This is a genomic window from Brevundimonas sp. AVps7 (genome assembly GCF_058681545.1).
This window is the reverse complement of the sequence record NZ_CM178742.1, coordinates 1420721-1433175: the sequence shown is the minus strand read 5'-3', so window position 1 is coordinate 1433175 and position 12455 is coordinate 1420721. Positions and strand designations below refer to the sequence as shown.

The window sequence follows — 12455 nt, the reverse complement described above, 5'->3', positions numbered from 1 at the left end:
CAATGATCGAACGCGACCTTGAAGGCTGGACCCTGGCCTTCGACCTGGACGGGACCCTGGTCGAAACGCACGAGGATCTGGTCGGCACCCTGAACCGGATGCTGGTCCTCGAAGGCCTGCCGCCCGCGCCGATGGAAAGCGCGCGCGAGTTGATCGGCGGCGGAGCGCGCGCCCTGCTGACGCACGGCTTCGAACTGGCCGGCGCCCCGGCCGAGCGCGCCGCCTCGCCCGAACTGTTCGACGCCTTCATCGCCGACTACATCGAACATATCGCCGATCATTCCGCCCCGTTCGAGGGGGTGGTCGAGACGCTGGAGACCCTCGCCGAGCGGGGAGCGACCCTGATCGTCGTGACCAACAAGCGGTCGGACCTGTCGGAACTGCTGCTGGGCAAGATCGACCTGACGAAGCATTTCGCCGCCATCGTCGGCCCTGACCGGGTCTCGGCGAGGAAGCCCTCCGGTTGTCATCTGGTCGAGGCGGTGAAATCGGTCGGCGGCGATCCGGAGCGCGCCATCATGGTCGGCGACGCGGCTCCCGACATCGGCTGCGCAAAAGACGCCGACGTGCCGTCGATCGGGGTGACCTTCGGCTATACGCCGATCCCGATGGAAGATCTGGAGCCCGACGTCATCGTCGACGCCTTTGAGGACATCGAGGAGGCCGTCGATATGATCGTGGTGGAGCACTATGTGACGCGGGCGCTGGCGGGAGTTTGAGCCGGCGAACGCCGGTCTAACCCGATCTTCAGACCTTACTGTCAGGCTTGCCCTCCCGAAAAGGAGAAGCCTGTGTTCGGAGAGACCCTCGCCTACCTGCATCGCCACAATCGCGTGGCGCTGACCAGCACGATCATGCTGGCGTTCGTCGCCGCGGTTCAAGCCCTGCGCTAGCCGGCCTTCGCCGGGTCCGGGGCTGAACGGAGCGCACTGATCCATGTCTTTCGTCATCCGTCGGCAATCCGCCGCGCGGCGGAGGATGACGAAAGAGGTTTTCTAAACCCGGTCGTAGAATTCCTGTGCCTCCATCGCGTTGCGATCCGGCAGGGCGGCGAACATGTTGCGAGGCTCCTCCCCGGAAAGCCGCCTTTATGTTCGCCAGATTTTTCGCCATCCCCCTGTGGCAACGCACCGCCGCGGGGTTCGCGCTCGGGATCGTCGCGGGACTGATCCTGAGGGAACAGGCGGAGGTCTGGCTTCAGCCGATCGGCGACATCTATCTGAACCTGATCCGCATGGTGGTGGCGCCCCTGGTGCTGTTCACCATCGCCTCATCGATCGCGAAACTGGGCGAAGGCGCGGGGGCGATCCGGCTGGGGGCGCGGACCATCCTGTGGTTCGCCATCACGTCATTGCTGGCCGTGCTGGTCGGGTTCGCCTTCGGGCATCTGATCAATCCGGGGGTGGGTCTGGCCAACCTCCCGCTGGGCGAAGTGCGCGAGCGGGAGATCCCGACGCCGCTGGAGGTGCTGATCGGCATCGTCCCGACCAACCCCTTCGCGGCGCTGGCCGAGGGCCACGTGCTTCAGATCATCTTCTTCTCGGCGCTCGTAGGCGCGGCGCTGGTGGCGCTGGGCGACAGGGCGCAGACGGCGCGGCGGTTCGTCGACGAGGGCGCCGCCATCGTCTTCCGCATCACCCGCTGGGTGATCCAGTTGACCCCCTTCGGCGTGTTCGGCCTGATCGGCTCGGTGGTCGGCGGCTATGGCTGGGAGGCGTTGCTGCCGCTCGGCAAGTTCATTCTGGCCATCTATGCGGCCTGTCTGTTCCACATCCTGGTCGTCTACTCCGGGCTGCTGAAGCTTCATGGGCTGAAGGCCACGAGCTTCTTCCGGGGCGCCTTCGCGGCGCAGCAGACGGCCTTCGCCACCTCGTCGTCGCTGGGCACATTGCCTATCACCCTGCGCCAGACGGTGGAGCGACTGGGCGTGCCCCAGGCCTATGCCGCCTTCGCCGTGCCCCTGGGCGCCAACGTCAAGATGGACGGCTGCGGCGCCATCTATCCGGCCATCGCGGCCATCTTCATCGCCCAGTATTTCCATATCGAGCTGTCGATCACACAGTACGTCCTGATCGGACTGACGGCGGTGCTCGGGTCGTTGGGGACCGCCGGGGTGCCCGGGACCAGCATCGTCATGCTGACCCTGACCCTGTCGACGGCGGGCCTGCCGCTGGAGGGCATCGGCTACATCGTCGCCATCGACCGGATCATCGACATGATGCGCACGGCGACCAATGTGACGGGCCAGATGCTGGTCCCCGTCCTGGTGGCGAAGGAAGAGGGCATCCTCAACGAGGGCATCTACGACGGCCACGTCGCCTGGCTGCCGGGCGACCCCGATACGGAGACGCCGGAAGGCGTGCGCGCGGCGGGCATCTGAGGCTTGCCTCCGAACGGGGAGCGGGCTATGTCCGCGCCTCCCCGCTTCTGGCGGGCCCGAGATGGATGCTTAGCTCAGCGGGAGAGCACCTCGTTCACACCGAGGGGGTCGCAGGTTCAATCCCTGCAGCATCCACCATTTCTCCTGGCGGGCAGCCGCCACACCAACCCTGCCCGCGGGGTTTCGGTTCGAGGCAAGCGCCTCTCTCCTCCACCCGTCTCCCTATTCCTGCCGTGCCGCCGCACTCGCCTCGCGCACGGCCTCGAACTCGTTGCCCGAGGTCCAGGCCGGCCAGTCGCGGCCATTCGCCAGACCCCGACCGACGCGGTAGAGCAGTTGCACGTCCCGGGCCGCGCCCTCCATCGTCCAGTCGGAGGCCCATTCGTCGGTCGGCTGGTGATAGCGGTCGCGGACATAGGCGCGGCTGGCGTCCGAGGCGCCGGTGAAGCCGGCGGCGGCGAACAGGGCCGGGACGCCCATCTTGGCCAGGGGGAAATGGTCCGAACGATAGAAGGCGCCGACCTGGGGCGCCGGATCGGGAATCAGGGAGCGGCCCTCCTCCGACGCCAGATCGGCCAGCCGGTTCTGGGCGTCGGTCTTGCCGAAGCCGATCACGACGATCTCCGACGACGCCGGGCCGGGCAGCAGGCTGTCCAGGTTGATGTTGACCACTGTGGTCTCCAGCGGAACCAGCGGATGCGCCGCATAGTAGTAGGCGCCGAGCAGCCCCGCCTCCTCCGCCGCCCATGAGACGAACAGGACCGAGCGGTCGGTGCGCGGCGCCTCGGCATGGAGCCGGGCCAGTTCCAGGATGGCGGCCACGCCCGTCGCATTGTCCACGGCGCCGTTATAGATGTCGTCGCCTGCCGCATTGGCCACGGCGCGGCCGTAGGCGTCCCAGTGGGCGCCGTACATGACGGTCTCGTCCGGATGGCGGGTTCCCGGCAGACGGGCTGCGACGTTGCGAGTGGTCAGGCGGCTGAAGGTCTGGCCGAAGTCGAGCGACAGGGTCACTCCGTCCAGCGCCACAGGGCGGAAGTCCGAGGACTGGGCCGCCGTCTTCAGCGTCGCATAGTCGAGACCTGCCGCCGTCATCAGCCGCGCCGCCTGCTCCTGCTGGATCCAGCCCTGGGCCTGGACCCGTTCCCGCTCCGGGTCGGCGCGGACGATGTCGAGGCCGGGGGCGGTCGAGGAGTTCTGCAGGGTGTTCCACGGATAGCCGGCGCCCGCCGTCTCGTGGATGACGAAGACCGCCGCCGCCCCGCGCCGCGCCGCCTCCTCAAACTTGTAGACCCAGCGGCCGTACCAGGTCATGCCCTGGCCGTCGAAACGGTTTGCCGTCGGGCTGTCGGCGGCGACCTCGAAGTCCGGGTCGTTGACCAGCATCAGCACGACCTTGCCGCGCACATCGACGCCCTTGAAGTCGTCCCAGCCGCGCTCGGGCGCGTTCACGCCGTAGCCGACGAAGACCACCGGGGCGTCGGTGATCGTGATGTGGTCCTGAGGCCGGTGGCTGTTGGCGATGATGTCGGTCCCGCGCTGGAGCGTGATCGTCTCGCCGCCGGCGTTAGCGGTGATCACAGCCGGTCCGTCCTGGACGAAGCGGTTGATCGGCACGGTCTGGAAATATGTGCCGTCATCGCCGGCGGGTTCGAGGCCGAGGGCGTGGAACTGTTCAGCGATCCAGGTCACCGACCGCTCCTCGCCCGGGGTGGTGGGCGCGCGACCTTCAAAGTCGTCTCCGGCCAGCACGGCCACGGCGGCGTTCAGCCGTTCGGGGTCGATCCGGCCCTCCTGGGCGACGGCTCCGGAAGCCGAGACGAGGCAGGCGGCGAGGACGGCGAGGCTGACACGGGACACGGGCGATACTCATTCACGGACGGCGGGAGATCGACCCTGACCCAGCGGGTCGGCGCTGTCGAGCGAGAGACGCGGGCCGGAGCTGATCGAGGAGGAGCGGCTGCTCATCTCAAAACTGCTTCAGTCGACGGACGCCTGGGCGCCGCCGACGGCATCGCGGGGCTGGTCTAGAGGATCGCCAGCGCCCGATAGAGGTGGACGGTGTGGTCGAGGAAGCGGCGGGCCATGTCGCCGAGGGCGGACAGATTGTCGTCGCGGGTGACCATGTCCTTGCCGTTGCGGGCTGCGCGCTCGCGGGTCGTCTGGAACACCTCCCAGACCGACAGGGCGATCGCGTCCGGGGTGCGGGCGCCGGCCAGCCAGGCGCGCATGAACAGCTGGGCCGACCGGGGCGTCAGGACGCCGCCGCCGGTCACGGGCGAGGCCATGTGCTTCAGGTGAGGGCCGGTGACGGCGCGATCGAGGACGAGGCGGTTCCAGGCGTCGCACCGCGCGCGGACATCGGGTGTGAAGATCTGGGCCGGTCTGAGAACGCCCATGCCGACGAGGTTGATCAGGGCGGCGATCACGTCGTTGCGCCGGAAGCCTGAGACGCCGTGCGCGGCCAGCAGGTCGGTCGTGCTCTTCGGGCGGAAATCGTCGGACGCCAGCGCGAGCGCGAGAGGGCCGTAGGTCGCTTCGGACAGGACAACCTCACCCTGGGCGCCCGTCAGCTGGAAGTCGATCTCGTCGAGACCGCAGGCGAGGACGAAGGCCTGGGCGTCGAGCCGCGCCGTCTGTTCGGCGGGTGACAGTGTTCGGGCGTCTTTTGCAAAGACGTCGGGCCGGAACTGCTGGTTGACGAGGAAATCGCGGACGGACTCGCGCAGGACGGGGTCCTTCTGGCGGTCCATCAGGGCGACGCCGGCGGGCGGGAGGTGGATGGCGTTCACGCGGTCCAGCAGCCGGGCGGAGGTGACGAAGCCCAGATCGGCTGCAGACAGGGCTTCCGCGACGTCCGAGAAATACGGGACGTGCCAGTCGGCGTTCAGATACTCGTGGCCGAGATACTGCGGGCCGACCTTGCGCAATGACGCGGCGTGGCTGGCGGCGGTGCGATTCTCGGCAAAGAAGCGGCTGTCGGCGGCGGCGACATCCTCCATGAACTCCAGCGCGGCTTCGATCCGGACCTCGGGGTCCAGCCCCGGGCGAGCGGAATGGCCGAGTTTCAGCAGGTGGCGAACCGGCGACCGAGAGGCCCAGCCCGGCTGGCAGTTGTAGCTCAGATAGACCACGCCGCCGGGCTTCAGCCGGTCGCGGATCAATTCGACGATGACCCTGCGGCTGGCGTCCGAGACCCAGCTCCAGACGCCGTGCAGGGTGATGACGTCGAACAGCGGCAAGTCATCCCGGGCCGCGAACGTCTCGAAATCCTGAGCGTCGAGGTGCAACGCACCGTCGAACGAGGCCGCCAGCGCCCGGGTGTTCTCGACGTGGGCTGGATTGATGTCGACGCCCCAAAAGTCGCCTTCGCTGGCGGCGGCGTGAATCGCCAGCGACACCCCCTGCCCCATCCCCAGTTCCAGATAGGTCGGCGCCTCGGGCACGGCGACGTCGACGCCCGCGATCAGGCCGCAGAAGCGCAGATGGGCGGGTCCCGGCTCGTGATAGTAGCCGGCCGTGTATTCCAGCTCGGCGTAGTGGCGGGGCTGTTGTGCGGTGGGCGCGCTCATCCCGACCTCATGCACCAGACCCGCCCCGCGAGGCGAGGCCCCTTCGTCAGGAGGCGGCGGGCTTGTTGGCCAGACACCAGGCCGAGGTGACTTCCATCTTCCCGGGCGAGGCGTCGTCCTCAACGGCGACCGAGCTGGCATAATACTGGGCCACTTCGTCCGGGGTCATGGACTGGAGGGCCAGCCCTTCCCAGTCGTTCAGCGCGGCGCGAACGGCGGTGACGTCGCCGGGGGGCGACTGGGCCTCCAGCGCCGTCTGCTTCAGCGCCAGATAGGCCATGCAGGCGACCGCCTGATCGACGCCGGTCGCGCCGCTGACGACCTCGGCGACGGGCGTGGCCGGGGCGGCGGGGGCTTCGGCCTTCTGCTGGCAAGCCCCGAGCGCGAGGACGGCGGCGGCCAGGGCCGTCGCGCGAAGAATGGTCATAACTCTACTCCTACTGGATACAGGACAGGCTCAGTGCGATCCGGCGTTGTAGCCGCTGGACGCCAGACGCAGGACCACGTCGTCGACCTGCACCCCGCCCCGGTCGATGACCAGGTTCTGATAGTTGCGTTGGCCTTCCATGGTCTCGGCCTCGACGTTCTCGACCTCGGCTACGAACTGGCGGCGCAGATAGGTGGCCAGTTCGCCGGCGGTGACCATGCCGTCGCCGTCGACGTCGCCCGCCCCGGCCAGACCCGACCGCAGGAAGTGGGACAGGTATCCGCCGGCCTCGAACTTGTCGGCCACGGCGCTGGTCAGGTCTTCTTCGGACGAGAACAGACCCATGACCCCCGGGCGATCCACGACGTTACGCGCAAAGCCCCCGGAGAAGCAGCTGTCGAGCACCAGCAGAGACAGGCGGGTGTTCAGGCCGTCAAACAGATCGGCCATCTCCTGATCGGTGATCTCGCCGTCGCGCAGGACGATCGATTCCATGCGGCCGTCCGGCTCGAGCGCGCTGGAGGCGGCGTCTTCCTGGCTGCCATGGCCGGAGAAGAAGAACAGGAACATGTCGTCCGGTCCCGCCTGACGCGAGACCTGCTGGAAGGCGCGACGCACGCCGCCGACGGTCGCCTCGGCATTGGTCAGGACGACGCTGGACGGGTTCAGGACCCCGCCGCGTTGCAGGGTCTCGGCCAGCTTCTCGGCATCTTCGTCCGTGTACGGAAGATCACCGGCGGCGCCGCCGTACTCCGAGATGCCGACCATGATGGCGAAGACGCGCGGACCGCCCTGGACCGAGGCCTGGCGGGCCGAACCCTGGCTGGGCGCGACCGAGAAGCGATAGGACCCCGTCTCGCCGGCCGCGTAGGAGGTCACCATGACCTGATACTCGCCCTCCTCCTGAAGCACCGTGTCCAGGCGGCTGTTGGTGCCGTCCTCGCCGTCGTCGTTGTCGAGCTGTTCGCCCGAAGGGGTGGTCAGGATGATGTAGGCGTCGAAGGCCGATGAGGTCAGCTCCGCCGCCACCCGCTGGCCGCGACGGCCCGAGAAGGTGAAGGTGTCGACGTACTCGCCGCTATCGAGTTGTTCGTCGCCCGACTGCAGCGTGCCGCCGACGGTGTCGCCGATCGAGATCGAGCCGCCCTCGACGTCCTGACGCTGACCGCGCTCCTCGACGTAGGAGTCCTGGCGCGGCCGGCCCTGCGATGCGCGACCGTCGGCGGGGAAGACGCCGAGGCGATAGGCGCCGGACTCGCCCGAGGCATAGCTGGTGGCGGTGATCTGGTAGTCGCCGTCCTGCGGCAGGGTGACGAACAGGCGGCTGTCCAGCGCGCCGTCGCCATCCGGATCGTCGTCATTGAACTCCGACAGGCCGGGCCCTTCGATGGCGACATAGGGGTCGAAGGCGGAGGACGACAGGCGCAGGTCCAGTTGCTGACCGCGACGCCCGCGCAGGGTGTAGGTGTTGATGTATTCGCCGCTGTCGAGCTGGCGGTCACCCTGACCCAGATTCCCGTTGACCGTCTGACCCAGCTGGATCGAGCCGTCGGCCTGACGCGACGGGGGCTGATAGGTCGGCTGTGGCTGACGGACTCCTCCGGCGTAGGGCGCGCGACCGCCCTGCTCGGCCAGGATCTGGTAGCGGCCGGTCTCGCCCGTGCCGAAGCTGGTCGCAGCGACGGTCACGACGCCGTCGGCGACGGCAGTGAAGGTCACGCGGCTGTTGCGGCCGCCGCGCTGGCCCGGATCGTCGTCGTTGTCCTCGCTGAGGCCACCCGGACCGCGCACCATCAGATAGGCGTCGAAATCAGCGGCATCGAGGCTGACCGTATAGGTCTCGCCGCGACGGACCCGCAGTTCCCAGTCATCGGCGAACTCCCCGGCTTCCAGCCTGCGGTCGCCCTGGGCCAGGGCGCCCGATGCGCCACGGCCGGGTTGCAGCATGCCGCCGCCCGCGTTCTGGGGTCCGCGACCGCCGCCGGTCGCCTGGGCCCGTCCGCCGGCGTTGCCGCCGCCGCTCATGGATAGGCTGTAGCGACCGCTTTCGCCGGGCTCATAGCTGGTGGCTGTGATGCGATAGGTCCCGTCGGCGGGCAGGCGCACGTCGAGGCCGGCGTTGGTGCCGTCGTCGCCCGAGTCGTCGTTGTCTTCGGTGAAGTCGCCCGGTCCCCGGATCATCAGATAGGCGTCGAAGTCGTCGGAGCGCATGACCACCGACAGCGGCTGACCGGCACGGCCCTGGACCTCGTAGACGTCGATGAACTCGCCGGTGTCGAGCTGATCGTCGCCGCGCGACAGGTCGCCCTGGACCGATCCGCCCGGCTGCAGCCGCTGCTGGGCGATGGCTGGACCGGTCAGCAGCGGTGCGGCCGCCAGCGACAGAGAAAGGGCCGTGGAAAACAGGACGTTGCGCATGACGACTCTAACCCCCGAAAGACAGCGGGACATTGCCTACAGTCCAGCCTGATGTCACGGGTTCGCGGAACGAGGGTCAGATTCCGACACCTTCTCGCCGTATCACCCTCATTCGGCCTTGATCGCGGAGCAAAAGCCCCGCCCCGCGAAAACCGCGACTCCTCCCCCAGACGACCCCGCGCCGCTCGCCAATTCGGGCCCGGCGCCCTACGGAACCGCCATGCCCTTCCCCGCCAGTCATCCCGCGCTAGACCGCGCCCTGTCCGAACGCGGCTATGCCGAGCCCACCCCAGTCCAGGCGGCAGTGCTTGAGGCGTCCCAGGCCGAGGACGGAACCGGACGCGACCTGCTGGTCTCGGCCCAGACCGGCTCGGGCAAGACCGTCGCCTTCGGCCTGGCCCTGGCGCCCACCCTGCTCGGCGACGCCGAGAAGTTCACCGACTTCGGCAATCCGCTGGCCCTCGTCATCGCCCCGACCCGGGAACTGGCCCAGCAGGTCTCGAACGAACTGCAGTGGCTCTACGCCCAGACCGGCGCGCGCATCGTCTCCTGCGTCGGCGGCATGGATCCCAAGGTTGAGCGGCGGGCGCTGGAGCGCGGCGCCCATATCGTCGTCGGAACACCGGGCCGTCTGCGCGACCATCTGGAACGCGGCGCACTGGACCTGTCCGAAGCCCGCGCCGTCGTGCTGGATGAAGCCGACGAGATGCTGGACATGGGCTTCCAGGAAGACCTGACCTTCATCCTGGACGCCGCCCCGCCCGAGCGCCGGACCCTGCTGTTCTCGGCGACCCTGGCCCGCGACATCGTCCAGCTGGCCAAGACCTATCAGCGAGACGCCGTCCGCATCGACACCGTCGCCGGCAACAAGTCGCACGCCGACATCGAGTACAAGGCCATCCGCGTCGCCCCGAACGAGATCGAACTCGGCGTCGTCAACGTGCTGCGCTATTTCGAGGCCCCCGGCGCCCTGGTGTTCGCCAACACGCGCGAACGGGTGAAGCACCTGACGTCGTCGCTGCGCGAACGCGGCTTCTCGGTTGTGGGCCTGTCGGGCGAACTGACCCAGAGCCAGCGGTCCGAGGCGCTGCAGGCATTGCGCGACGGCCATGCCCGCGTCTGCGTCGCCACCGACGTCGCCGCGCGCGGCCTCGACCTGCCCGACCTGGGCCTGGTCATCCACGCCGAGATCCCGGTGAACAAGGCCGGCCTGCTGCACCGTTCGGGCCGCACCGGACGCGCGGGCAAGAAGGGCGTCTCCGTCCTGCTGGTTTCCTACACCCGCCGCCGCAAGGTCGAGCTGATGCTGCAGTCGGCGTCGATCGTCGCCGAATGGTCGGGCCCGCCGTCGGCGGAGATGATCCTCGAGAAGGACCGCGAACGCCTGCTGGCCGATCCTGCCCTGACCGCGCCTGTCGAGGACGAGGAGGCGCTGGAACTGGGCCGGCTGCTGCTGGAGCGCACCACGCCCGAACAGGTCGCCGCCTCCCTGATCCGTCTCTATCGCCAGAAGCTGCCGGCCCCGGAAGAGGTCTATGACGACGAGCGCATGAAGCGCGCCCAGGTCAGCGGCGTGAACGATCGCGGCCAGGCCGACGGCCCGCTGCGTGACTTCGCTCGTGGTGGCGACATGGTCTGGTTCCGCATCAACATCGGACGCGACAAGAACGCTGATCCCAAGTGGCTGCTGCCGACGCTCTGCCGTCTCGGCCATGTGACCAAAGGCGACATCGGCTCGATCAAGATCTTCGATCGCGAGACCAAGTTCGAGATCACCACGGCCGCCGAGGCCAAGTTCCGCGCCGCCATCGCCTCGGGCCTTGAGGACGGCGTCACCGTCAACGACGCCGTCGCGCCCGGCCCCAAGGAACGCCCCGCCAGCCGCTGGGACAAGAAGCCGGCCGGCGACGGCGGCGCCCACTCCTCAGGGGATCGTCCCGAGCGCAAACCGTGGGCGAACAAGACCGAGGGCGACCGCGCACCGCGCGCCGACAAACCGGCCTGGAAGGCCCGCGAGGATGGCGACAAGCCCGCGTGGAAGCCGCGCGAGGACAAGCCCGCCGGTGAAAAGAAGCCCTGGGTCAAGCGCGAGGACGCAGCGCCCGCCGCGAGCGACGCCAGGCCCAAGTGGGTCAAGCGCACGCCGGACGCGCCGACGCCGGATGGCAAGAAGCCGTGGGTGAAAAAGCCCTACGCCGAGAAGAAGCCCTGGGCGCCCGCCTCCGACGCCGCCCCGGCCGCGCCCGGCGACAAGCCCTGGAAGGGCAAGCCCAAGGGCGGCGACCGTCCCTGGGCCGCCAAGGACGCCCACGGCAAGCCGGCCGGCGAGAAGAAGCCCTTCAAGGGCAAGAAGAAGCCGAACGGCTGATCCATTCCTCCCCCATCGGGGGAGGTGGCGCGGCGCGGCTTCGCGACGTGACGGAGGGGCCCCACCCCAGACCCGGTGTCTGGGTCTGGCCCCTCCACCACTTCGTGGTCCCCCTCCCCCGATGGGGGAGGATTAGGTTGGCCGCCTCTGCGTAACCGCTTACAGTCCCGGAAAAGACGACCCCGGGACAGGAAACACGCATGGCCGACGTCGCACTCAGCGGCATTCGCAAGAGCTTCGGCGCGACCGAGGTTCTGAAGGGTGTCGATCTGACCATCGCTGACGGCGAGTTCGTGGTCTTTGTCGGCCCGTCCGGCTGCGGCAAGTCCACCCTGCTGCGCGTCATCGCCGGTCTGGAAGACGCCGATGCCGGCGAGGTCTCCATCGGCGGCCGCGTCGTCAATGCGCTGAGCCCGTCCGATCGGGGCATCGCCATGGTGTTCCAGTCCTACGCCCTCTATCCGCATATGAGCGTGCGCCAGAACATGGCCTTTGGCCTGAGCCTGGCGAAGACGGACAAGGCCGAGATCGAACGGCGCGTCATGGCCGCCGCCGAAACCCTGAACATCGTCGACTACCTCGACCGCAAGCCAAAAGCCCTCTCCGGCGGCCAGCGCCAGCGCGTCGCCATCGGCCGGGCCATCGTGCGCGAGCCCGAGGTCTTCCTGTTCGACGAGCCCCTGTCGAACCTCGACGCCGCCTTGCGCGTGCGCATGCGCTACGAGTTCGCCTCGCTGCACGGGCGGCTGAAGACTACGATGATCTACGTCACCCACGACCAGGTCGAAGCCATGACCCTGGCCGACCGGATCGTGGTCCTGAACGGCGGGGTGATCGAACAGGTCGGGGCGCCGATGGAGCTCTACGAACACCCCCGCACCCGCTTCGTCGCCGAGTTCATCGGCAGTCCGAAGATGAACATGCTCCCCGCAGAGGTGGTCGAGGCGTCGGCGACGGGCGCGACGGTGCGGACGGCGGCGGGCGAGACGGTGCATGTCGCTGCTGATGCCGGCTCCGCCAGGGCGGGCCAGTCGGTCATGCTGGGCGTGCGGCCCGAACAGCTCACGCTGTCAGGCCCCGGCGATCCGATCCGGGTGAAGGCCGCCTTCGTCGAGACTCTCGGCAATGCCACCTACGCCTATGTTACCCAGGCGGGGTCGAGCGAGACCCTGACGGTGCAATTGTCCGGCGACATCCGCCCCTCGGTCGGCGAGGTCCTGACCCTGCACATCGACCCCGCGCGGGCGCACCTGTTCGACGCGGACGGAGCGGCGTTCAGGCGGCTCTGAG

General features: G+C 68.6%; 8 protein-coding genes and 1 tRNA gene. 5 read left to right on the top strand and 4 right to left on the bottom strand.

Annotated features, from left to right (window positions below):
* Positions 1–2 precede the first annotated feature (2 nt).
* From ACW17Y_RS06960 to ACW17Y_RS06950, 3 genes are all read left to right on the top strand, one after another.
* Entirely contained in the window at positions 3–719 is a 717-nt protein-coding gene (locus ACW17Y_RS06960) for an HAD-IA family hydrolase (RefSeq protein WP_492038037.1), read from the top strand.
* Positions 720–1090: 371 nt separating this feature from the next.
* The gene (locus ACW17Y_RS06955) at positions 1091–2380 is read left to right on the top strand and encodes a dicarboxylate/amino acid:cation symporter (RefSeq protein ID WP_492038036.1); all 1290 of its coding nucleotides are present in this window, start codon (positions 1091–1093) and stop codon (positions 2378–2380) included.
* A 63-nt stretch (positions 2381–2443) separates the two neighbouring features.
* Positions 2444–2518: transfer RNA gene (locus tag ACW17Y_RS06950), tRNA-Val, on the top strand.
* 84 nt (positions 2519–2602) lie between these two features.
* On the opposite strand, the gene ACW17Y_RS06945 is transcribed toward ACW17Y_RS06950, so the two are convergent.
* From ACW17Y_RS06945 to ACW17Y_RS06930, 4 genes are all read right to left on the bottom strand, one after another.
* Positions 2603–4240 (bottom strand): M28 family peptidase, encoded by a 1638-nt coding sequence (locus ACW17Y_RS06945; protein ID WP_492038035.1) that lies wholly within the window; start codon positions 4238–4240, stop codon positions 2603–2605.
* Positions 4241–4407: 167 nt separating this feature from the next.
* Complete coding sequence (locus ACW17Y_RS06940; RefSeq protein WP_492038034.1) at positions 4408–5952, bottom strand: methyltransferase regulatory domain-containing protein; 1545 nt, start codon at positions 5950–5952, stop codon at positions 4408–4410.
* 46 nt (positions 5953–5998) lie between these two features.
* Complete coding sequence (locus tag ACW17Y_RS06935; protein WP_492038033.1) at positions 5999–6379, bottom strand: hypothetical protein; 381 nt, start codon at positions 6377–6379, stop codon at positions 5999–6001.
* 30 nt (positions 6380–6409) lie between these two features.
* On the bottom strand, positions 6410–8797 hold the full coding sequence (locus ACW17Y_RS06930; RefSeq protein ID WP_492038032.1) for a caspase family protein: 2388 nt from the start codon (positions 8795–8797) through the stop codon (positions 6410–6412).
* A gap of 220 nt (positions 8798–9017) precedes the next feature.
* Between ACW17Y_RS06930 and ACW17Y_RS06925 the strand changes: the two genes are divergently transcribed.
* Together ACW17Y_RS06925 and ACW17Y_RS06920 are read left to right on the top strand one after the other, a co-directional pair.
* Positions 9018–11165 (top strand): DEAD/DEAH box helicase, encoded by a 2148-nt coding sequence (locus ACW17Y_RS06925; protein ID WP_492038031.1) that lies wholly within the window; start codon positions 9018–9020, stop codon positions 11163–11165.
* 200 nt (positions 11166–11365) lie between these two features.
* A complete protein-coding gene (locus tag ACW17Y_RS06920) occupies positions 11366–12454 on the top strand; it encodes an ABC transporter ATP-binding protein (protein WP_492038030.1) in 1089 nt (362 codons plus the stop codon).
* Position 12455: the final 1 nt, after the last annotated feature.